The organism is Sinomonas terricola, from assembly GCF_034931225.1.
GTDB classification, from domain to species: domain Bacteria; phylum Actinomycetota; class Actinomycetes; order Actinomycetales; family Micrococcaceae; genus Sinomonas; species Sinomonas terricola.
The window spans coordinates 46376-68248 of record NZ_JAYGGQ010000020.1 but is presented as its reverse complement, the minus strand read 5'-3'; the positions used below and the strand labels follow the sequence as shown (position 1 = coordinate 68248).

General features: G+C 70.6%; 21 protein-coding genes. 5 read left to right on the top strand and 16 right to left on the bottom strand.

All coding sequences use genetic code 11. The features are described 5' to 3' along the window. Positions 1-224 precede the first annotated feature (224 nt). The 4 genes from SPF06_RS20195 to SPF06_RS20180 all read right to left on the bottom strand — a co-directional run bounded on the left by SPF06_RS20195 (position 225) and on the right by SPF06_RS20180 (position 2753). Positions 225-1076, bottom strand: a complete 852-nt coding sequence (locus tag SPF06_RS20195) for a DUF1684 domain-containing protein (protein WP_323280960.1) — start codon at positions 1074-1076, stop codon at positions 225-227. Positions 1077-1156: 80 nt separating this feature from the next. Then, positions 1157-1438 carry a putative antibiotic biosynthesis monooxygenase gene (locus SPF06_RS20190; protein WP_323280959.1) on the bottom strand — a complete coding sequence of 94 codons (282 nt, stop codon included), beginning with the start codon at positions 1436-1438 and terminating at the stop codon, positions 1157-1159. Positions 1439-1545: 107 nt separating this feature from the next. Further along, on the bottom strand, positions 1546-1977 hold the full coding sequence (locus tag SPF06_RS20185; protein ID WP_323280958.1) for an ester cyclase: 432 nt from the start codon (positions 1975-1977) through the stop codon (positions 1546-1548). Positions 1978-2087: 110 nt separating this feature from the next. Beyond that, on the bottom strand, positions 2088-2753 hold the full coding sequence (locus tag SPF06_RS20180) for a LysE family translocator (protein ID WP_323280957.1): 666 nt from the start codon (positions 2751-2753) through the stop codon (positions 2088-2090). A gap of 22 nt (positions 2754-2775) precedes the next feature. Here SPF06_RS20180 and SPF06_RS20175 point away from each other — a divergent pair, with 22 nt between their 5' ends. Next, positions 2776-3081, top strand: coding sequence for a hypothetical protein (locus SPF06_RS20175; RefSeq protein WP_323280956.1), 306 nt, complete (start codon positions 2776-2778; stop codon positions 3079-3081). A gap of 10 nt (positions 3082-3091) precedes the next feature. Here the strand turns inward: SPF06_RS20175 and SPF06_RS20170 are convergent, their stop codons facing one another. Next, a complete protein-coding gene (locus SPF06_RS20170; protein WP_323280955.1) occupies positions 3092-3598 on the bottom strand; it encodes an O-acetyl-ADP-ribose deacetylase in 507 nt (168 codons plus the stop codon). A 76-nt stretch (positions 3599-3674) separates the two neighbouring features. Further along, positions 3675-4625: a pseudouridine synthase gene (locus SPF06_RS20165; protein ID WP_323280961.1), complete on the bottom strand. Its 951-nt coding sequence runs from the start codon at positions 4623-4625 to the stop codon at positions 3675-3677. A 164-nt stretch (positions 4626-4789) separates the two neighbouring features. Between SPF06_RS20165 and ppc the strand changes: the two genes are divergently transcribed. The 4 genes from ppc to SPF06_RS20145 all read left to right on the top strand — a co-directional run bounded on the left by ppc (position 4790) and on the right by SPF06_RS20145 (position 10064). Then, complete coding sequence (gene ppc, locus SPF06_RS20160; protein ID WP_323280954.1) at positions 4790-7600, top strand: phosphoenolpyruvate carboxylase; 2811 nt, start codon at positions 4790-4792, stop codon at positions 7598-7600. A 133-nt stretch (positions 7601-7733) separates the two neighbouring features. Further along, on the top strand, positions 7734-8153 hold the full coding sequence (locus SPF06_RS20155; protein ID WP_323280953.1) for an Hsp20/alpha crystallin family protein: 420 nt from the start codon (positions 7734-7736) through the stop codon (positions 8151-8153). A gap of 586 nt (positions 8154-8739) precedes the next feature. Further along, a complete protein-coding gene (locus SPF06_RS20150; RefSeq protein ID WP_323280952.1) occupies positions 8740-9360 on the top strand; it encodes an ArsR/SmtB family transcription factor in 621 nt (206 codons plus the stop codon). After that, positions 9357-10064, top strand: a complete 708-nt coding sequence (locus SPF06_RS20145) for an SRPBCC family protein (protein ID WP_323280951.1) — start codon at positions 9357-9359, stop codon at positions 10062-10064. The genes SPF06_RS20150 and SPF06_RS20145 overlap by 4 nt, the downstream gene beginning before the upstream one ends. 145 nt (positions 10065-10209) lie before the next feature. Here SPF06_RS20145 and SPF06_RS20140 read toward each other — a convergent pair whose 3' ends face one another. The 10 genes from SPF06_RS20140 to aroQ all read right to left on the bottom strand — a co-directional run bounded on the left by SPF06_RS20140 (position 10210) and on the right by aroQ (position 21866). Beyond that, entirely contained in the window at positions 10210-11052 is an 843-nt protein-coding gene (locus SPF06_RS20140) for a DNA-formamidopyrimidine glycosylase family protein (RefSeq protein WP_323280950.1), read from the bottom strand. Positions 11053-11070: 18 nt separating this feature from the next. Continuing rightward, positions 11071-16038, bottom strand: a complete 4968-nt coding sequence (locus SPF06_RS20135; protein ID WP_323280949.1) for an ATP-dependent helicase — start codon at positions 16036-16038, stop codon at positions 11071-11073. Positions 16039-16183: 145 nt separating this feature from the next. Further along, positions 16184-16864 (bottom strand): hypothetical protein, encoded by a 681-nt coding sequence (locus SPF06_RS20130; protein WP_323280948.1) that lies wholly within the window; start codon positions 16862-16864, stop codon positions 16184-16186. A 7-nt stretch (positions 16865-16871) separates the two neighbouring features. Continuing rightward, a complete protein-coding gene (locus SPF06_RS20125; protein ID WP_323280947.1) occupies positions 16872-17492 on the bottom strand; it encodes a hypothetical protein in 621 nt (206 codons plus the stop codon). Beyond that, positions 17489-18445, bottom strand: a complete 957-nt coding sequence (locus SPF06_RS20120) for a tetratricopeptide repeat protein (RefSeq protein WP_323280946.1) — start codon at positions 18443-18445, stop codon at positions 17489-17491. Before SPF06_RS20120 ends, SPF06_RS20125 begins: the two co-directional genes overlap by 4 nt. Before the next feature lie 253 nt (positions 18446-18698). After that, positions 18699-19325: a DUF4232 domain-containing protein gene (locus SPF06_RS20115; RefSeq protein WP_323280945.1), complete on the bottom strand. Its 627-nt coding sequence runs from the start codon at positions 19323-19325 to the stop codon at positions 18699-18701. A gap of 62 nt (positions 19326-19387) precedes the next feature. Then, on the bottom strand, positions 19388-20575 hold the full coding sequence (locus SPF06_RS20110; protein ID WP_323280944.1) for a sulfite oxidase: 1188 nt from the start codon (positions 20573-20575) through the stop codon (positions 19388-19390). Positions 20576-20638: 63 nt separating this feature from the next. Beyond that, positions 20639-20902, bottom strand: coding sequence for a hypothetical protein (locus tag SPF06_RS20105; RefSeq protein WP_323280943.1), 264 nt, complete (start codon positions 20900-20902; stop codon positions 20639-20641). After that, positions 20899-21372, bottom strand: a complete 474-nt coding sequence (locus tag SPF06_RS20100; protein ID WP_323280942.1) for a hypothetical protein — start codon at positions 21370-21372, stop codon at positions 20899-20901. Before SPF06_RS20100 ends, SPF06_RS20105 begins: the two co-directional genes overlap by 4 nt. Next, positions 21369-21866 carry a type II 3-dehydroquinate dehydratase gene (aroQ, locus tag SPF06_RS20095; RefSeq protein WP_323280941.1) on the bottom strand — a complete coding sequence of 166 codons (498 nt, stop codon included), beginning with the start codon at positions 21864-21866 and terminating at the stop codon, positions 21369-21371. Before aroQ ends, SPF06_RS20100 begins: the two co-directional genes overlap by 4 nt. Between the last annotated feature and the right edge of the window lie 7 nt (positions 21867-21873).

Sequence of the window (21873 nt, the reverse complement as noted above, 5' to 3'; positions counted from 1 at the left end):
GCGTTGGGCGAGACATGGCCATGCGTTGGGCGAGACATGGCCATGCGTTGGGCGAGACATGGCCATGCGTTGGGCGAGACATGGCCACGCGTCGGTGGGAGATGGCCACGCGTCGAGGGTGCCCAGAGGTTCGGGACGCGTGGCCACCTCTCGCACCACGCGTGGCCACCTCTCGTACTCCAGAGGACCGCGACGGCGCAGCAGAGCAGTCGGTCGCGGCGAAACTACTCTCCGGCGTCCGGCATCTTCTCGCCCGCCTCGATCGCGAGGTCGAGCGAGTTGTCTCGCACCGGCATGGGGCACGTGCCGTAGGGCGTGAACGCGCTCGGGTAGTTGATCGCACGGTTGAAGTCGAGGGTCACGGTTCCGTCCGGGCGAGGGCGGGCCGTCGTGACCTTGCGCCAATCGTCGGTTGTGCTGCCGTTCGTCTCGTCGTGGAACGTGATGGTGAGGTCGCCGAGCTTCCCCTGCTCCGCCTGGAGGCGGTACTCGTGGCCGTGCCGGTGGAACACGACCTCGCCCGCGGAGAGGTGCGTACCCTCGACGAGCGGGTTCGCGGTGGAGATCGGCACCTTATGCGGCGCGGGGTATGGCTCCCACTGGGCTTCGATGACCCACTCCGGCGCGTAGTCGAAGACGGGGACTCCGCGGAACTCGGTACGGGTGGGCGACTGCGAGTCGCGCGTGCGGATCGCGTAGCGGCCGCCCCGCATCGCGAGCTCGACGACGATGCTGCCATAGCGCACCCAGTTGAGCGACTCGTCCTCGGTCAGATGTGCGCTGAACGTCCCGTCGACGGGATCGCCCTCCTCGTCGAACACGAGACCCTCGTCCGCGCGGGCCGTGAGCACCGCCGTCTCGAGGCCCACGGACTCTGAGGTGGACCACAGGCCGGGCACGAGCTCGACGGGCGACGGGGTGGGCTCGAGCCATTGGAACGAGGTGAGCGTAAGCCAGCCGTGCTCCTCGGCCAGGGCGTTGTTGCGGTTGTCGCGGAATCGGTGCCAGCGGGCGAGCTGCTGGGCGTCGTGGGTTTCGCTGGGGGCTGTGGACGTGGCAGGCGTGGCGTCGGTCATGCTCACAGAATGCCGCACGGGAACGGGCTATTCCCAGAGTCTGGGCACGGTTCTCCGTCGCGTATCCGCGCCCGGGGCGGTCACCGCCGTCGTGCGATGCGCAGGTACAGCTTCGTGAAGCGAGGCACCACGAGGTAGACGGCCGTCGGGACGATCACGATCGTGAGGGCGAACGCGCGCAGCACTGGGTGCCAACCGGCCATGAGCGGGCCAAACACCCAGAGCCCGATCGCGACGAGAGGGAAGATCGACGACCAGATGATGAGAGCGCGCTCGTGGATGTTCGGCGGTGCCGGGGCCGCCGGGACTGGCTGCGGCTGAGGGGCTGAGGGCGAGGTGGCCTGGGAGGATGAAGAACTCATCGGTGTCCGTCCGGTGCGAAGGGAAGGGCTCTGGAGAGGAGGAGGTCCCTCAGCGGCGGGCTGCGGGGCCTCCTCGACGTGTCATGCAGGTGGTACGGTCGCCGCGGTCAGGCGCCCGCCGGCAGGCCCAGCTGGTTCATGAGGCTCGCGACATCGGGATGGACAGAGATCGAGACGATCTTTCCGCCCTCGATAGTAGCGAAATATGTTCCAGTCGCCTTCACGCTGCGCCCGGTCGCCGGAAATTCCTGGTCGCCGAACGCCAAGGTTCCGGTGTTGGTGGCCGTGAATTCGAGCTCGGCCGCGACTTCGCTCTCCGCGACCACTCTGCGCAGCGTGTTGACGTGCATGTCCGGGAAGGCTGTGAACCACGCGGTCATGTACGCCTGCACTTGCTCCCTGAACGTCATCGGCTCCGGCATGTTCGGATCTGTGAACGTGAAGCTCTCCGCAAGCAGATCCGTAAGCCCTGACGGGTTGTGGTTGTCCCACGCCGCTATCGCCTTGTCGTCGACGTCCTTGACTTCTTCGACGCTCATCGCTGCCTCCTCTGAGAAGCCCTGTGGACGGCAGCAGTGTAGGCTCGCGGCCGCGCGCCCTCAACAGGCGGATCGACCGGGTTGCGGGGGCGAATCGGCGGGGTTCCAGCCTAGGCTGCGTGCCGCGCCTCGAGCACGGCTGCGACGCCGAACGCGCCGAGCACGGTGCCCGTCACGCGGTCGATCCAGCGCCGAAATGCCGGGCCCTCGAGCCACTTCCGGAAGAGATGCGCGGCCGCGACGATCACGATGAACCACACGACCGCCTCGACATTGCTCACGACCGTGAGCATGAGGCCCATCCACACGGGCGGGACGCCCGGCACGAGGAACTGGGGGATGACGGCGATGCAGAACATGCCGTACTTCGGGTTGAGCAGGTTCGAGACGAGCCCCTTGGCCCACGTGCGGCCCAGGGGCTCGTAGCTCAGGTGGGGGAGCCCGCGGAGGGGCTGGCCGCCGTCGTCCGTCGTCCCGTCCTTCCTCGCGAAGGACGCGCGCCACAGGCTCACGCCGAGCCACAGCATGTACGCGGCGCCTGCGAAGCGGAGCACATCGTAGGCGACGGTCGAGACGGTCAGGAGTGCCGAGACGCCCGTCGCGGCCGCGGCACCCCACACAAACGCCCCGGAGATCATGCCGAACGCGGCCATGTAGGCGTGGCGGCGCCCTTGGCTCAGGGTGTAGCGCAGCACGAGGGCGGTATCCGTGCCCGGGATCACGGTGATGAGCGCGGCGAGCGCCGCGAAGCCCAGGAGGGAGTCTTGGAGCGTCACCGATTAAGGATACTTTTGCTGGATGCCGAGCTTCCGAGCCGTCCTCCAGATCACGGGCCTCCGCCCGGGCAACCCGCCCGAGCGGGTCATGCAGGCGGCACAGGATGCCCTCGCCTCGCGTCACCTCGTCGAGGCGACGAGCCTCGACGTCGTCCGCGGGATACCCCAGGTCACCCTGCGCTTCCTCGTCGAAGGAGCGTCCGACGACGACGAAGCCGCCCAGGCGCGCGAATCCGCCCTCGCGATGCACGACGCCGTCGAGGAGGTCGCGACGACGGGCGTCCTGCGGGTGCTCCGCCGGAGGCGAGGAAAATGGCTTCCCGTCTAGTCGGTGGGGGTTATGCGGCCGCCGTGAACACGTCCGCCATGTCCGGCGTGAACAGCACGAACTCGACCAGCTGGACGACCTTCGTCTCGGCCTCGTGCACGGCGTCGATCGCCGTCCGGGCGACGACGCGCGGATCCCACCCGTAGATCCCCGCCGAGATCGCGGGGAACGCGACCGATCCCGCGCCGAGGCGGTCGGCGAGGGCCAGGCTCTCGTCGAAGGCCGAACGCAGGAGATGCGGGCTGCGCTGGCCCGCGTGCCAGTTGGGGCCCACGGTGTGGATGACCCATCTGGCCGGAAGCCTGAACCCGGGTGTCGCGACGGCTTGGCCGACGGGGAGCCCGTCCCGGTAGTCCTTCTCCCGCAAGGCCTGGCACGCGGCGAGGAGCTCGGGGCCGGCCGCACGGTGGATGGCGCCGTCAACGCCGCCGCCGCCGAGGAGCGAGCTGTTGGCGGCATTGACGATCGCGTCGACGTGGCGCGTGGTGATGTCACCCGTGACGATCTCGATCCTCATGGCTCCAGTGTGGCCCACATCTCAGGGCCCGCCAATGACCCGGCCCCCGGGGCGGCGTGGGCTGTGGGCGAGGGGGTCACGCGGCCGGCGGGGCCTCCTGGAGCGTGAGCCCGCTGCGGAATTCGATCTCCTCACGCGTGAACGGGTCGCGGAACCGGATGGCCCGCGCGAGGAGCTGGAGAGGGCGGCCGTAGTCGTCGGGGGCCTTGTCGAGGAGTACCGGATAGAAGGGGTCGTGCATGATCCCGGCGCCGAGTCCGGCCATGTGGACGCGGAGCTGGTGCGTCTTGCCCGTGTGCGGTTCGAGCCGGAAGAGCGCGCGGACGCCCCCGGCCGCGTCGGCGGCGGTGCGGACGAGCTCGATGCGTGTCTCGGCGTTCGGCTCGCCGTCGACGACCTCGGCGAGCAGGTAGTCGCGGGACTTGACCATGCGGTTGTGCACCGTGACCGGCCAGCCGAACCGCGCAAGCGCGCGCTCGCCGTCGTCCGATCCCGGGAGCCGGGAGACGCACTCGTACTCCTTCTGCACGGCCCGCCGCTCGAACAGCACCTGGTACTTGCCGCGCGTCTCCGGGTTGACGGCGAAGAGCAGGATCCCGGCGGTCATGCGGTCGAGGCGGTGCATCGGCACGAGGTCGGGGAGTTCGAGCGCGTTGCGGAGCCGCACGAGCGCCGACTCCTGGATGTACGCGCCGCCCGGCGTCGTGGGAAGGAAGTGCGGCTTGTCGACGACGACGAGGTGCTCGTCGCGGTGCAGGACACTCAGCTCGACTGGGAGCCGCTCCTCGGCCGGAAGGGTCCGGTAGTACCAGATGAAGGTGTGCTCCTCGAGCGGGGTGCCCCGATGCAGCGGCGAGCCGTCCGCCCCGACGATCTCGCCGTCGTCGAACCTCTGCAGGATGCCCTCAGGGTCGATGTGGCCCCAGCGGTGCAGCATGTAGTCGAGCGCGGTCTCCCACGGCCCCTCCGCGGGCAGGCGGAGGCGCGTCGCGTTGACGCCATCGCGCACGGGAAGGGGGGACTGCACCATTCCAGCGTAGCGGTGGCGTCCGGTTGCCGCGGCCGCAGTCTGCCAGCATGCGGACACGCGGCGCGCGCTCGCGCGGGCTGCTGTATTCTCAGGCGCTGGAATGTCCTCCGGCTCACAGTATCCGGCGTCGCGTACGAGCCCCGAACCTGTGGAGTGCCCGCATGCCCTTTTCCGACATTGGCCCCGGCCCCGCCGCCGAGCTGCGTGCCGACGTCCGCCGCGTCTCGACCCTCCTCGGCGAGTCGCTCGTGCGGCAGCACGGCCCCGAGCTCCTGCGGCTCGTCGAAGAGGTCCGCCTCCTGACAAAGGAATCCAAGGAGGCCGCGCGCGGCGGCGCGGGCGCGCTCGGGCCGTGGAACGCGGCCGACGTCGCCGCCCAGGTCCGCGAGCTCCTCGCCTCCCTGCCGCTCGACGAGGCGACCGAGCTCGTGCGGGCCTTCGCGTTCTACTTCCACCTCGCGAACGCGGCCGAGCAGCTGCACCGGGTGCGCGAGCTCAGGACGCGGTCCGAGGACGACGGGTGGCTCGCCTCGGCCGTGCGGGACATCGCGGACCAGGCCGGCTCCCACCTGCTCCAGGAAGTCGTCGACGAACTCGACGTCCGCCCCGTCTTCACGGCCCACCCTACCGAAGCGTCGCGCCGCTCGGTGCTCGACAAGCTCCGCGCCGTCTCGAAGATCCTCGCCGTCCCGTCCTCCGAGGGCACGACGCTGCGCCGCCGGCAGGACCGCCACCTCGCCGAGATCATCGACCAGATGTGGCAGACCGACGAGCTGCGCCAGGTCCGCCCGACCCCGGTCGACGAGGCGCGCAACGCCGTCTACTACCTCGGCCAGATCCTTGCGGGCCCGCTGCCCGAGGTCCTTGACGACCTTTCGGGGCTCCTCGCCGAGCACGGCGTGACGCTCCCGGCGTCGTCGTCGCCCCTTCGCTTCGGTTCGTGGATCGGCGGTGACCGCGACGGCAACCCCAACGTCACGCCCGAGGTGACCCGCGAGATCCTCGCGCTCCAGAGCCAGCAGGCGGTGCGCATCGCGGTGCAGCTTGTCGACGAGCTCATCAGCATGCTCTCCAACTCGACGGCCCTCACGGGGGTCGAGCAGGAGCTCCTCGACTCGATCCAGGCCGACCTCGCGAAGCTGCCCGGCTTGGACAAGCGTGTCCTCGAGATCAACGCGCAGGAGCCCTACCGGCTCAAGCTCACGTGCATCAAGGCGAAGCTCCTCAACACGGGCCGCCGCGTTGCGGCCGGGACGGCCCACGAGCCGGGCCGCGACTACGCCGCCACGACCCAGCTCGCCGAGGACCTCGCGATCCTCGAGCGCTCGCTGCGCCGGCATGCCGCCCAGCTCGCGGCCGACGGCGTGCTGGCCACCGTGCGCCGCGTCGTCGCCTCGTTCGGGCTGCACCTCGCGACGGTCGACATCCGCGAGCACGCCGACTACCACCACGAGGCCGTGGGCCTGCTCCTCGACCCGCTCGGCGAGCTCTCGCGGCCCTACCTCGAGCTCCCGCGCGCCGAGCGCCGCCGCGTCCTCGCGCTCGAGCTCGGGAGCCGCCGTCCTTTGTCGGGACACCCCGTCGAGCTGCCCGGCCACGCCGCGCGGGTGTACGAGACGATGCGCGTCATCCGGCAGGCCCGCCGCGTGTACGGGCCGGACGTCATCGAGACGTACATCGTGTCCATGACCCGCGGCGCCGACGATGTCCTCGCCCCCGCCCTCCTCGCCCGCGAGGCCGGCCTCGTGCGCCTCCACGGCGATGCGGCCTACGCGCACATCGGCTTCGCCCCGCTCCTCGAGACGGTCGAGGAGCTCCGCGCGTCGGCCGAGATCATCGACCAGCTGCTGTCCGAGCCCGCGTACCGCGAGATCGTGCGGCTCCGCGGCGACGTGCAGGAGGTCATGCTCGGCTATTCGGACTCGAACAAGGAATCCGGCGTCCTCACGAGCCAGTGGGAGATCCACAAGACCCAGCGCAAGCTGCGCGACGTCGCGGCGCGCCACGGAGTGCGGCTGCGCCTGTTCCACGGCCGCGGCGGGTCCGTGGGCCGCGGTGGCGGACCCACGTATGATGCGATCTTGGCCCAGCCGAACGGCGTCCTCGAAGGCGAGATCAAGTTCACGGAGCAGGGCGAGGTCATCAGCGACAAGTACTCGCTGCCCGAGCTCGCCCGCGAGAACCTCGAGCTCTCCCTCGCGGCCGTCATGCGCGGCTCCGCCTTGCACCGCGCGCCCCGCACCACGACCGACGAGCGCGAGCGCTACGGCGAGCTCATGGACCTCATCTCCGATGCCGCGTTCGCCCGGTACCGCAAGCTCATCGAGGATCCGGACCTCCCCGCGTACTTCGTCGCGTCAACGCCCGTCGAGCAGCTCGGGCAGCTCAACATCGGCTCGCGCCCGTCGAAGCGGCCCGACTCGGGAGCCGGGCTCGAGGGGCTCCGTGCGATCCCGTGGGTGTTCGGCTGGACGCAGTCGCGGCAGATCATCCCCGGCTGGTTCGGCGTCGGCTCCGGGCTCCGCGCCGCGCGCGAGGCCGGGAAGGACGCCGAGCTCCGCGAGCTCCAGGAACGGTGGCCGTTCTTCCAGTCCGTCATGTCGAACGTCGAGATGACGCTCGCGAAGACCGATCTCGAGATTGCCTCCCACTACGTCTCGACGCTCGTCCCGCCGCCGCTGCACCACATCTTCGAGGACATCCGGGCCGAGTACGAGCTCACCGTGATCGAGCTGCGGCGGCTCACGGGGGAGGACGAGCTCCTCGACGTCTCTCCGACGCTCAAGCGCACGCTCGAGATCCGCGACCAGTACCTCGACCCGATCAGCTACCTCCAGGTCGAGCTCCTGCGGCGCATCCGCGAGACTGACGGCTCGCTGGCCCTCCGCGAGGGCGAGATCGACGAGCGCCTCCAGCGCGCGCTGCTCATCACGATCAACGGCGTCGCCGCCGGCCTGCGCAACACGGGGTAGCGCCAACTTCGGGCTTTGGTCCCTTTTGTGCGCCCGCCTGTCTCGCCATGCTGGAAGTGGCGGGCGCTGCCGCCGGCCGCACGCCTGCCTCCAGCCTCAGGGCACCGGGCCGGCAGCGAGAAGGAAGGCGATCATGTCTGACGTGGCCAAATGGTTCGAGGGGCGCAGGACGCCGTTCGACCTGATCGAAAGGCTCTTCGAGGGCGACGTCGCGTCCGGGTCGATCAAGGTCGAGGAGGTCGTCGACGGCGATGCGCTCGTCGTGCGTGCCGAACTGCCCGGGATCGACCCCGAGAACGATGTCGACGTGAGCGTCGTGGGCGGCGAGCTGCGGATCAATGCGCACCGCGAGGAGAAGCTCGAATACAAGGAGCGGGGCAGCTATCGGTCCGAGTTCCGGTATGGCTCGCTCTCGCGCACGCTTCCGCTCCCCAAGGGCGCGAGGGAGGGCGACGTCACGGCGAGCTACAAGGACGGCGTCCTCGAGGTCCGCGTGCCGATCCCGGTCCAGCCCGCGGGCACGGGCACCAAGATCGAGGTGAAGCGGGGGTAGTCTTCTAGCGCCTTTTCGGCGAACTCGGGGGAGCGCCACAGTCCCTTCACGGGCAGCCGCCCTACGCTGGTGGTATGGCGGTGAGGGGGCCGTGGCCGCCACCTTGGGAAAGTGGAGGTTGCGATGATTCGCTTCGCAGGGCCGGGCATGGGGGTCGCGTGGCTCGCCATCCTGCTGGTCCTGATCCTTGTGCTGCTCGTGGTAGTCGTCGTCCGGCTGTTTGTAGGGCAGCCGTGGCGGTCCCCAAGGCATGTGCCGCCGCGGGCGATGCCTCCGGGAGCTGCGCCGCCAGGGAGCATGCCGCCGGGGGTTGTACCCCCGATGCCGGGTCACGCGCCCAGCGGCCCATATCCCGGGTCCGCGCGCGAGATCCTCGATGGGCGGCTCGCGCGGGGCGAGATCACTCCTGAGCAGTATCTGGAGCTTCGGCGGACCCTCGAAGGGTAAGCTGCCCGCCGAGAGTCCCAATCTCCAGCGACGGCGTGTCTCGACGAGGCACGCCGTCTGCTTTGGATGAAGCGGACATGAGCGACGGACTAGCATTTTAGTCTTGACAAAAAGATTTGTCGGTGGCCAGACTGGAGGCATGCAAGACGTCGTCGTGATCGAAGATGCCGCCGCAGCTGCCGCGAGCCTCGACCCACTCCGGGCGAGGCTCCTGCGGGAGCTGGCAACGCCGTCGTCCGCGTCCGGCCTCGCCGCCAAGGTGGGCCTGCCCCGGCAGAAGGTCAACTACCACCTGCGCTCCCTCGAGGAGCACGGGCTCGTCGAACTCGTCGAGGAGCGCCGCAAGGGGAACGTCATGGAGCGGGTCGTCCAGGCGACCGCGGCCGCCTACGTCATCTCCCCGGCGGCGCTCGCGGCCGTGCAGCCGGACCCGCGGCGCCTGAGGGATCGCTTCAGCGCATACTGGCTCCTCGCGCTCGCCTCGCGCATGGTCCAGGAGGTCGGGCGGCTGCTCATCGGGGCGACGGCGGAGCAGCGGCAGCTGGCGACATTCGCGATCGACGGCGAAATCACCTTTGCTTCCGCGGCCGCGCGGGCCGCGTTCGCCGAGGAGCTGGGAGCCGAAGTCGCGCGCCTCGCCTCGAAGTACCACGACGCCAAGGCGCCGGGCGGGCGCAGGCACCGGCTCGTCGTCGCGCTCCATCCGAGTCTCAGAGAATCCACCGACACCGCTGCACCGAACGAGGAGATCCAGCCATGAGCCACGAATTCGAAATCGTCCAGGACGTCGTCGTCAAGGCCACGCCGGAGCAGATCTGGAAGGCCGTCACCGAGGACACCTCCGCGTGGATGTTCCCCACCGACCAGTGGCCGGCAGTGCGCACCGTCGACGAGTACCCCACACGCCTCGTCACCCGCATGGAGGGCCCCGACGGGTGGTACAACCAGCTTGAGCACGTGCTCACTCCCGGCCCGGACGGAACGCATCTGCACTACGTGCACTCGGGCGTCCTGACCGACGACTGGGAGCAGCAGTACGACGGCGCCGCGAAGCACACCGTCTTCTACCTCCACACGCTCGGCGAGTACTTGGCGCACTTCGACGGGCGTCCCGTGGCATTCAGCGACGTGCGCGGACCCGATGCGTCGGAGGCTGTTGACGCGTTCGAGAAGCTCGTCGCCCACCTCGGCCTCGAGGGTGCCTCCGCCGGAGACGTGCGCGAGCTCGAGCTGCCGGGCTTCGGCATCGGGCCGGTCACGGTGGACTTCCGCAACGCGAACTTCCTCGGCCTGCGGACCCCGGACGCTCTCGTGCGCGTATTCGGCCGCAACGCGTTCGGTGATCGCGTGGGCCTCACCGTCCATGATTTCTCGCTCGGGGGGCCGACGCCCGACGAGCGGGAGGCGCGCGGCGAGGCGAACACCCAGGCATGGACGGAATGGCTCGCGGCGGTCTACGCGTAGGGTGAAAGCTTGGCCACCCGTTGGGTGAAAGCTTGGCCACCCGTTGGGTGAGAGCTGGCCACCCGTTGGGTGAGAGCTGGCCACCCGTCGCCAAGAAACGCGTGGCCACGTCTCGCCTCACGCGTGGCCACGTCTCGCCCGACGCCTAGCCGGGCGGTGGCTGGCAGCTCGGGCAGTAGCAGATATCCCTCTCGCGCTGTAGGGCCGCGGCGGGCTCGCCGAGCGTCGCGTGCTCGATGCGCGTCCGGCACCGCCGGCAGGGCTGCCCGGCCCGTCCGTACACCCACGAATCGCCGCGGGGCCCGTAGCCGCCCGTCGTATTGCGTGATGGGCGGGCCTTGTTGGCTTCGAGCAGCCGATGGGCCGTCGTAACGAGGCCCGAGAGGTCCGCCACCGCCGCGACGGGCGCCGCGGGGTGGACCCGGAACAGGAAGCACAGCTCGCTCCGGTAGATGTTCCCGATTCCGGCGAGGTTCTGCTGGTCGAGGAGCGCGAGGCCGATCGCCCGGTCGGGGCGGGAGCGGAGATTGGCCTCGGCGAGCTCGGGGTCCCAATCGGCACCCAGGAGATCCGGCCCGAGATGGCCGACGACGTGCCCTTCCTCCGCGGTCGGGACAACCTCGAGGATCCCGAGGGAGAAGCCGACGGCGCTCACGCCGTCCTCGGCCTTCAGCACCACGCGGGCCGTGTGGGCGGGCTTGTGCCACCGATCCGACGGCCCGAGGACTTGCCAGCTTCCCTCCATCTTGAGGTGCGAGTGGATGCTGATCCGTGCCTCGGTAGCGCCGTCGTCGGAATCAGCGCTGTCGGGGGCCGCGAGCCGGTGCAGGAGGTGCTTTCCGCGCGAGACCACCTCGAGGACCGTCCATCCCGAGAGGTCGAGGGTCGCGAGGGAGGGCACGCGGAAGTCGCTTGAGGCGAGCCGCTTCCCGGCGAGTGCCGCGTGCATGCGGGCGGCCACCCGCCAGACATCGTCGCCCTCAGGCATGTGCTGCTCCGCGCGCGCTCACGCGCGGATCCGTACGCCTCGCGGCGTCGAGTAGGCGCCCGCCGAGGTGAGCGCGTGGGCGAGGGGCGTGTCGAGGAGGTCGCGGCCGTTGACCTTTTCCATGACGAGCTTGTCGACGGCGCCCGAGCGGACGACGCCGACGAGGGCTTCCGCCGCGGGCCCCAGCAGGCTCGGCTCGTCGGAGAAGGCGAGGAGGGTCTTCCCGCCGCGTTCGACGTACAGGATGAGCGCGCCGTCGACCGTCACGACGAGCGCGCCCGCCTTCCGGCCCGGCCGGTGGCCCGTCGCGGCGCCGGGCACCTCGGGCCATGCGAGTGCGGCACCGTATGGGTTCGCGGGATCCGTCGCGGCGAGCGCGAGCCCCGCTGGGGGAGCTGCCCCGGGGGAGGCTTCGTGGCTCGGTTCGGAATCGTCCTTCGCGAAGGAGCGCAGCCGGTCCACGGTTGCAGGGACGGCGAACTGGGCCGCGCCCAGCCGGTCCACGAAGTAGCCGCGCCGGCACTTTCCCGCCTCTTCGAGCCGCGAGAGCACCTTGTAGAGGAGCCCGAAGCCGCCGGGAATCTCCTCGGCCATGACGGATCCGCGCGTGAGGACGCCGTAACGGTCCATGAGGAGTTCGGCGAGGGCGTGCGCCTTGAGGGTCGGGTCGAGGTCGGCGCGCGGGACGGCCGACCATCGCCCCGCGACCGCGGGCGGTGCGGCGGCGGACGGCGCGTCGAAGCCGTGGCCGCTCACGGCGCCGAGGCGCCCCATGCTTCCGAACGAGGCGAGGCGGCCGCCGCGCAGGGCATGGGGTGCCCGGGAGGAGCGGGCGCTGTACGAGCGGGTCCGCGGCGTGCGGGCCGGCTGGCGGTGGGCCGTGTGCCCGGCGTCGAGCATCGCTCGTACGGGGGCGAAGGTGTCGCCCGTGACGCGCCCCGCCCACACGAGATCCCAGAGGGCCTGAACGGCGGCCTCGTCGGTGAGCACGGTGTCCATTCCGCCTGCGGCCTCGGCGAGCTGCCGGAAGAAGTACCCGCCGCCGCCCGCGAGGAAGTCGAGGACGCGCTGCTGCGCGGCGTCGGGCGTGAAATCTGGATCGGGGGAGAGGGTGAGCGCCGCCGACTCGCCGAGATGCAGGCTGATCCAGCCGTCGTTCCCGGGGAGCGACCCGGCACCGGTCCACAGCACCTCGCCGTTGGCCATGAGCTCGTCGAGGACCGACGGCGCGTAGTCCGCGACCCGGCTCCGCAGCACGAGGGGCTCCCACGCGCTCGCGGGGATGGGCACGCCGGCGAGCTGGTCGACGACCGTGAGGACGCCGTCGTGCCCTCGCAGGCCACCCCGCCCGGCTCTCCGCTCGCCCGCGCCTTCGAGGGGGCCGACGTGCTGCCACGCCGCGAGGAAGCGCGCGAAAGCGGGCTGGTCCACGGGCTCGACGTCGGCGCGCAGGGCGGCGAGGGAACGCCGCCGGATCCGCCGCAGCACCTCGGTATCGCACCATTCGGCGGCGGAGCCTGAGGTGCCGCCCGCGGGCGCGTCACCAGGTGCTGGCCTGAATGTCCCTTCGACGACGCGGCCGTCCGCAGCGAGCCGCTTGAGCGTCGAATGCACGACGGCGACGCCGAGCCCGAGCCTCGCAGCCGCTTCGCCCGCGGTGAATGGGCCGTGCGTGCGCGCGTAGCGGCCCACGAGGTCTCCGAGCGGATCGGCTACCGGTTCGATGAACGCGAGTGGGACTCCGATGGGCAGGGGAACGCCGAGCGCGTCGCGGAGCCGGGAGGCATCCTCGATCGCGGCGAAACGTTCGTTGCCGGCCATCGTGACGACCAGGGCCCGCTTGCTCGCCACGAGCTCCTCGAGCCAGGCCGAGACGGTGGCGAGGTGGCTGCCCACGGGGAGTTCGTCGTCGTCCGCGCGCAGCCGGGCCGCGGCCTCGTCGACCGCGAGCGGTCCGAGCAGCCTGAGCAGATCCGCCGCGCCCTCGATCCCGGACAGCTTCCGATCATCGGTGAGTCGTTGGAGCTCACGCTCGGTCTGCTCGATGATGCGCGCGTCGAGGAGTTCGCTCAGCTCGGCCCGGCCGAGGAGCTCGTTGAGGAGCGTCGAGTCGAGCGAGAGCGCGGCCGCCCGGCGTTCGGCGAGCGGCGAATCGCCCTCATAGAGGAACTGCGCGACATACCCGAACAGGAGCGAACGGGCGAACGGCGAGGGCTGCTGCGTCGTCGTCTCGACGAGGCGGAGCTCCCGGCGTTGCACGGCCCGCGCGACGTCCTTGAGGGCTGGGAGGTCGTAGACGTCCTGAAGGCATTCGCGCACGGCCTCGAGGATGATGGGGAACTGCGGGAACTTCTTCGCGACGTCGAGGAGCTGCGACGCGCGCTGCCGCTGCTGCCACAGCGGCTGCCGCTTGGCGGGGTTCTGCCGGGGGAGCAGGAGCGCGCGGGCGGCGCACTCGCGGAATCGGGCCGCGAACAGCGCGGATCCGCCGACCTCGTCCGTCACGATCCCTTCGAGCTCGTCGGGCTCGAACACGAACAGCTCGGCCCCGGGCGGCTCGTCCTCCATCATGGGCACGCGCAGCACGATCCCGTCGTCGGCCGCCATCGCGGAGCCGTCGATCCCGTACCGCTGGCTCAGCCGCTGCCCCACAGCGAGCGCCCACGGCGCGTGCACGGGCATGCCGAACGGGGAATGCAGCACGACTCGCCAGTCGCCGAGCTCGTCCTGGAAGCGTTCGACGACGAGCGCCCGGTCGCTCGGCACGACCTCCGTGGCCTGCCGCTGCTCGTCGAGGTACTGGAGGAGGTTCCCCGCGGCGAACGCGTCGAGCCCGGCGGCCTCGATCCGTTCGAGTGCGCGCGCCCGATCCGCGCCGGAAACCTCGCGCTGGAACGCGCCGAGGGCGCGGCCGAGCTCGACGGGCCGCCCCACGCCGTCGCCCTTCCAGAACGGAAGCTTGCCGGGCTGGCCGAATGCGGGGGAGACGAGCACACGGTCGTGCGTGATGTCCTCGATCTTCCAGCTCGTGGCGCCGAGCGCAAAGATGTCGCCGACGCGGGACTCGTAGACCATCTCCTCGTCGAGTTCGCCGACGCGCCGTCCGCCGCGGGCGGCCTCCCGTGCGGACCCTTCGTCCTCGGTCCCGACGATATACACGCCGAACAGCCCGCGGTCCGGGATCGTGCCGCCCGAGGTGACGGCGAGCCGCTGCGCCCCCGGCCGGCCCTCGATCGTGCCCTCGTCCCGGTCCCACACGATGCGTGGCCGCAGCTCGGCGAACTCGTCGCTCGGATACCGGCCGGAGAGGAGATCGAGGGTCGCGTCGAAGGCCGAGCGCGGCAGCGTGGCGAACGGCGCCGAGCGGCGGACGACGTCGAACCACTCCTCGACGTCGACCGGGCCGAGCGCCGTGGCCGCGACGGTCTGCTGGGCGAGGATGTCGAGCGGGTTGGCCGGGATGCGGAGCGCCTCGATCTGGCCGGCGAGCATGCGCTCGACCGTGATGGCCGTGTGCACGAGATCGGCGCGGTGCTTGGGGAACAGGACGCCTTGGCTGACCTCGCCGACCTGGTGCCCGGCCCGGCCCACGCGCTGGAGGCCCGAGGCGACCGAGGGCGGCGACTCCACCTGAATCACCAAGTCCACGAGGCCCATGTCGATGCCGAGCTCGAGGCTGCTCGTCGCGACGACGCAGCGCAGGCGGCCGGACTTGAGGTCGTCCTCGATCTGGGCGCGCTGCTCCTTCGAGACCGAGCCGTGATGGGCCCGCGCGAGGACGGGATCCGCGCCCGCGGTCTGGCCAGCCTGGGCCATCATCTCGGCCGGAGTGCGAGTGGGCGGCGTCCCGGGCGGGGTGGCCGGTTCGTCCCAGACGCTCGGCTGCTGGCGCTCGGCGTAGATCTCGTTGAGCCGGCCCGTGAGCCGTTCGGCGAGGCGGCGCGAGTTCGAGAACACGATGGTCGAGCGGTTCGCGAGGATGAGATCCACGATCTTCTCCTCGACATGCGGCCAGATCGACGCCTGCGGCTGGAGGCCCGACGCGGGGCCCATGTCATGGGCGGCTGCCGCGCCCTGCAGGTCGCTCATGTCCTCGACAGGCACCGTGACAGTGAGCTCCCACGTCTTCGACGCGGGCGGCGCGACGATCTCGCACGGCGCCGGCCCCGCGAGGAAGCGGGCGACGAGCTCGCGCGGCTCGACCGTCGCGGAAAGCCCAATGCGCTGCGCTGGCTTGGGGAGGAGCGCGTCGAGGCGCTCGAGCGATACCGCGAGGTGGGCGCCGCGCTTCGTTCCTGCGACGGCGTGCACCTCGTCCACGATGACCGTCTCGACGGCCGCGAGGGTCTCGCGGGCCTGCGAGGTCAGCATGAGGTAGAGCGACTCGGGCGTCGTGATGAGGATGTCCGGCGGGTTGCTCAGGAGGGCGCGCCGGTCCGATGCCGTCGTGTCCCCCGAACGCACCCCGACGCTCACCGCGGGGGCCGGGAGGCCGAGCCGCCGCGCCGTCTGCGAGATCCCGATGAGCGGCGCGCGCAGGTTGCGCTCGACGTCGACGCCGAGGGCCTTGAGCGGCGAGATGTACAGCACCTTCGTGAGGTTCTTGGGCGCACGACGGCGGGACGCGGCCCGCGCGGACGGCGCACCGGTGCTTGCGACCGCCTGAGCCGAGACGTCGGCGAGGCCGAGCCCCGGAAGCGCACCGCCGTCGTCGTCCGTTCCCCCGGTGGGCCCACCCGGGGTGCGGTCACCGCCGTCGTGCCTCATGAGCCGGTCAAGGGACCAGAGGAACGCCGCGAGGGTCTTCCCTGACCCCGTCGGCGCGACGACGAGCGCGTGCCGGCCCGACGAGATCGCCTCCCACGCCCCGGCCTGGGCGGGGGTCGGCTCGCGGAACGCCCCGAGGAACCACTCGCGCGTGGCCGCGCCGAAGCGCCCGAGGACCGCGCCCGCTTCGGGGGCAGCGGGGGCGTTTCTGGGCGTCATGGGACCATCATCCCGCACCCCACTGACAGTTTTGGAGGCGCTGACAGGATCTTGGTGAGGTTCGTGGGCGCACGACGGCGGGACCTGGCCCGTGCAGTCCCGGCACTGCCGGCAGGGCCTTCGTGAGCCGCGACGTCGGTGTGGCTCAGTCCCGGAAGTGCTCCGCCGTCGTACTGATGGAGCCTGATGCAGGCCGGAGGCTCACGCCCAAGATGACCCAGCCTGCCCCACATGCGGCGTAGATGAGGGCCCCGAACCAGAGTGGCAGCCATCCCATTGCGTACATCATCGGCCACAGCGGCAAGATGAACAGCCCGATGGTGCCCAGCAGTATCAACCCCGGCCCCAGCATTCTTCGGTGCTCTCGAAGTCCATCGCTGTTTTTGGCGACCATCACACCGGTCAAGATCAGCGCCAGCCCGAGAGCGGGCATGCCGAAGCTGATGCCGACCACGGTCGGAGGGGAGAACAGAAATAGCTGACCCGCCATGGCGACAAGACCGAGGAGAAAGGCCGCCAGAACCAGCATCCGGGCAGTGAAATTCAGCGCACTGCGTCCAGCGCCGAGGGCAGACAGAAAGGAGAACGCCGCGGAAGCTGCCAGCAGGAGCGCCAGGCCGCCGGGAAGGTTGTACAGCACGAACAGCTCAGGGCTGATGATCGGGGAATAGCCGAGATCTTTCCGCCACACGGTGTCCGGTCCATAGGGGGTGATGATGCGGAAGTATCCGTGGACGATCCACAGCACACCTCCCGCTGACAACGCCCAGAAGACGGCCGGGCCGCGGCCGAGCACCCAGGTGGCGCGGTTTCCTGGAGCTTCCATGCCAGGTTCAGGCCCCGACCGCAGGCGCGTGCCGGTGCACGATGCCGAGGTCTCCCAGCGCCTCCCCCAAGGCGAAGCCGCCGACGATGCCCCATGCGAGCGCGGCAGGCGCCGCGAAGAGCACGGCAGCGGTCTCAGTGTTGAAGAAGAACAGCGCGGCACTTGCCACAACGGCCAGCACCCCGGCCCATCTCGGGACGACCCGCGTGATGATGACGTGGACGCCGCCGAGCACGAGGCCGAGCATCATGGCCACGAATCCAGTAGCTCCGAACGACCACCACGCCCAGCCCTCTTCCGAGGCGCCCGACACGGAGAAGGAGGTCAAGGAGGTCAGCCCGGCAGCGACGAGGAGCGATGCGGTGAGCGCGAGCCAGGAGCTCCGGCCCCGTGCCCTCGACAGGACGGCCAGCCCGAGCAGGCCGACGCAGGCGAGGACCACGGACGAGAACGCGAGAGCGGCCACCTGCGGTGTGGTGTCCCTGTAGCCTTCGGTGCCCTCCGGGGCGAGGGAATGCATGTACGACGCGGCGGCGCCGAGCGCTGCGGCGGCGACTGCTGCGAGGCCGCCGAGGCCTGCGAGGGCCGCGACTCGCATGTTCGTGCGCTGAGAGCGTGCTTCGGTCATGACGACCACCTCATTCTTTGGTTCGGTTGTGTGAGCTCCCGGCCACGTGCCAGATTCTCGGTGCACAGGCGCGTGTCGGGGTGGTCGTCACCCAGGGTCTCGCGGAAGGTGAGCAGCGCCGTCTCGTAGAGTCGCGCAGCCGCCTCCGGATGTCCGCGGTCCATCTCAAGGGCGCCGAGGTTGTTCAGGAGAGCAGCCACCTCGCGGTGCTCCGCGCCGAGGACGCGCTGCTTGATGCGCAGGGCCTCCCAGAAGTCTCGCTCCGCAGCATCGAAATCGCCTCGGGCTTGGCTGACGGTGGCGAGGCCGTTGAGCTGGACGGCCACCTCGTGATGACCCGGGCCGCGCCGCGCCGTCCAGATGGTCTTCGAGCGGAGGTATGCCTCTTCGGCTTCGTCAAGGCGGCCGAGCCCAAGCAGGACGGCGCCGAGCGCCGGGTGGTCCTCGCCGAACTCGGCCCCCATGAGTGCGCGGGCGGCCTCGTAGCGCGCGAGGGCGGCTTCGTAGAGGCCCGTGTCCTTGGCCAAGATGCCTTGGGCGTTGAAGACGGAGGCCAGGCGCATGGGACGCGCTGCGTCGGTATTCGCGAGCTGCTCGGCTCGGATCAGGGCATCGCAGGCGTCCGTGTAGCGGCCAGCGAGCCGCAGCTCGCCTCCGAGCCTCAGGAGGATTTCGGCGACCCAGCGGCTCCGTCCGGTAGAGGCACCGACGGAAGTGAACAGTCGCTCTGCCTCCCTCAGGAGGGCGACGGCGTGCCGATGGTCCCGCTCCCGGGAGGCACCTGTGGCGAGGTCCATGAGGATGCTCGCGCGCGTGGCCGCAGGGCGCAGCCGGCGCGGGGGCGGAAGCTCCCGGGCCAGCTTGCCGAGGCGGACGACTTCGGGGACGTCTCCCCGGGCTGCTGCGATGAGGGCCTTCTGGGTGGTCCACAGGGCCCTGAGCTTGCTGAACATGGCTGCTGCCTTGGTTGATGCGTCCGCCCCGGCGGCTGGGTGGATGGCCGGAGCGGACGAACCGATGGGCTCAGCGGCGGCTGAGTGGTTGAGCTCCTACGGGGCCCGGTGTCTATTTGGTGGCGCTGACCGTTGCGAAAGCCTGATGGACCAACTGTAGGCGACCGCCGTTCGCGGTCGCCTCGGGCAGACGCCTAGGTTCCGCTCGACTGCTGCTGGTCTCGCGGATCACGCTATTCGGCTCGGAGCGGCCTTACGCCATCGGCTGGAACGCCTTGAGGGTCAGGAGATGGATCGACGTTTCGCTGCACGCCGTCTGCTGATCGGGGATGAACAGGGAGCCGAAGTCTTCCGGCGGGTAGATGCGCAGCCCGGCCGCCTGGACCTGGGTGCAGCTCCCGACGTAATTGGCGGCCTGCGTGATGCCGAAGTCGGCGGCGCCCGCCTGGCCCGGGTTGAGGACGACGTCGACGACGGGCACCGACGTGTCGCGGTCCGCGGGCGCCCCGATGGGGCCGCCGTTCGGGCCGTCGGTGAGCGAGAGGCCCGCGAAGCCGCTCAGGAGGCACGGGGTCGAGCCGGTGTTGGTGAGCACGATCTTCGCGTAGAAATGGCCCGCCGCGCCGCCCGCGCCCTGGCCGATCGACGCGCTCAGCTGGGTCGAGAGGCACCGCGCGGGTCCCGCCGCGCCGGACATGCCAGTGGTCGGAGAGGCCGAGCTCGCCGAGGGGGATGGGCTGGCCGAAGCGCTCACCGACGGGGAAGCGCTCGACGTCGACGGGTTCGACGGGCTGTTGCCACAGGCCGCGAGGCCGACGGCGGCAACGAGCGAGACAAGCACGGAAGCGGCGAGGACCGAAGGGCGCAGAGTGCGGGTCATAGTCCCACGATTCACTCCAGCAACACCAGCGTCAAGAGGCGCCACGCGTTGACGCCGGAACGTTAGGAAGCAGCGCCCGGATCACGAACCTCCACCTCGAGCGTCTGGACCCCGTTGTTCCCCATCCCCTGGAGGTTCCATGGCGCCTCCTCCGGCTGGACGTTGCCCGCCGCATCGTGCGCGCGGCACGCGAGGCGATGCGCGCCCCGGGTCGCGACCCACGGGCATGACCACTCCTGCCACGCGTACGGCCCGACGGGCGGCTCGAGTTGCGCCGCGGCCCACACCCCGTCGATGCCGACCTCGACCTTCGTGACCGGTCCCGCGCCCGACCACGCGCGCCCGCGCAGCATCGTCGGCCCCGCGTCCACGGTTCTGCGCCGTGTCAGGAAGTCCGGGACGCCCGGCGGAACCATGAGCGACCGGACCCGGATGCGCTCGACGGGAGCGCCGCCGTCGTCCGCGTCCTCCTGATAGCGGTAGGCGACTGCCTGCTGGTAGCCCGCGAAGGGCTCGGCGACGGCCTCGATCGAGCTGAGCCACTTGACGCTCGCCATCCCGTACCAGCCCGGGACGACGAGGCGCACCGGGAAGCCGTGCTGGGGCGGAAGTGGCGCGCCGTTCATCTCGTACGCGAGGAGGACGTCGGGAGCGCTCGCCTCGGCGATCGAGAGGCTCCGGGCGAAACGCTGTTCGACGCCGGCCTGGAAGCCCCGGTCCTCGCCCTCGAACACGAGCTCGACGGCCTCCGGTTCGACTCCCGCCTCCGCGAGGAGCGGAGCGAGCGGGGTCCCGGTCCACTCGGCGGTTCCGAAGCCGCCGAGGTCCCACGGCTGGCTGATCGGCCGCGGCTCGAGGCGGGAGCGCCCGTTGCCCGCGCATTCGAGCGTCACCGTGAGCGTGCGGCGCGGGCGACGGCGCAGGTCGCTCAGCGTGAGCGCGAGCGCATGGGAGACGACGCCGCCGAACCTCAGGCGCCATGCCACCGGGTCGACGTCCGGAACGTCGAAGTGGGTCAGGACGTAGTGGAGGCCCGGCGGGCTCACGGGCCAGCGGAGCGACTCGAGCGGGGCCTCGTGGTTGCGGCCCGCGAGATGGAGCTCGTCCCACGTGATCGGGCCGGTCGTGGGGGCCGGGCCCGGGAGCGGGGACGGGACGGTCGGGGACGGGACGGCCGCACGGACTTCGGGCGCCGCGGCCGCTTGCGTGGCGTGGTGCGGCCGGTGCTGCGCTGTGATTTTGGCTCGCATGCAGCCAGTGTGGGGGCGCCCGGCACGGTTCACAATGGCCAGCACGGGCGGCGTGGTCGGCCTCTAGGCAATGAGTTCTTGGAGGTGGGCGAGCATGCGGCCGGTGTCCGGGGCGTGTCCCGTGATGAGGCGGAGGGCTTCTGCTGCCTGATAGACGGCCATGCGTTCGCCGCCAGCGGTGCTGCAGCCGCGGGCACGGGCGCTGGCGAGGAATTCGGTGACCAGGGGCATGTAGACGATGTCGTGGACCCAAGTGGTCGCGCTGAGCAAGTCGGGGTCGATCGGGGTGCCGGGGTGGGCCGGCATGCCCAGCGGTGTTGCGTTCACGACGCCGTCGGCGGTGGGGACGTAGGTCTCGGCGCGGCCGATCCCTTCGGCGATGATGACCGATTGCCGGTGGCGTGCCTGGAGTGTCTGGGCTGCGGCGCGGGCCGCGGGCAGGCTGAGGTCGAGGAGGAAGTTGGTGCGGAGCGACTGCTGGTCCTCTCGAAGACGACCGTGTTGACGGCGCCGAGGGCTCGGGCGTCCGGGGAGAGGTCATCGAGGTGCTCGATGACGGCCTTCTTGTAGGGGTGGGTGATGTTCAGCCCCGAGAGCCCGGACTTCCGGGCTTCGGTGACCAGGGACCGGAGCTCCGGTTCGGGCAGGGTGTCGGTGTCGATGAGCGTGTAGCTGTATTCGAGGCCGAGTGCCTGGCCTTCGGTCTCGTGCAGGGCTGGTGAGAAGGAGAGCTGGATACCGCTTCCGATGAGGCCCGCTCTGAACGCGGGTTTGCTGCCGAGGATTCGGGTGGTCATGCTAGGGCTTCCTCGGGCTCGCGGTTCCTGGAGTCCTGAGCGCTGAGGTGGCGGGCGAGGATCTCGACGGCCAGGCTGTAGCCGTGGACGCCGGCGCCGGCTATGACTGCGAGGGCAACCGGCGAGATGTAGGAGTGGCCGCGGAATGCCTCCCGGCCGTGGACGTTCGTGAGGTGGACCTCCACGGTCGGGACCTGCACGGCCGTGATGGCGTCGCGCAGGGCGACCGAGGTGTGGGTGAGTCCGCCCGGGTTGAGGATGACGCCGGCACTGTGGCCGCGTGCCTCATGAAGCTTGTCGAGGAGCACGCCCTCGTGGTTGCTCTGGAAGAACTCGATCCCGTAGCCGAGTTTGTTGGCGCGGACTGTGGCGAGGGCTTCGACGTCGGCGAGCGTCTCGCTGCCGTAGAGGTGTGGTTCGCGTGTGCCGAGGAGGTTGAGGTTCGGTCCGTTCAAGACCAGGAGGCGGGTGCGTCCGTCTGTGGACGTGGTCATTCCTGTC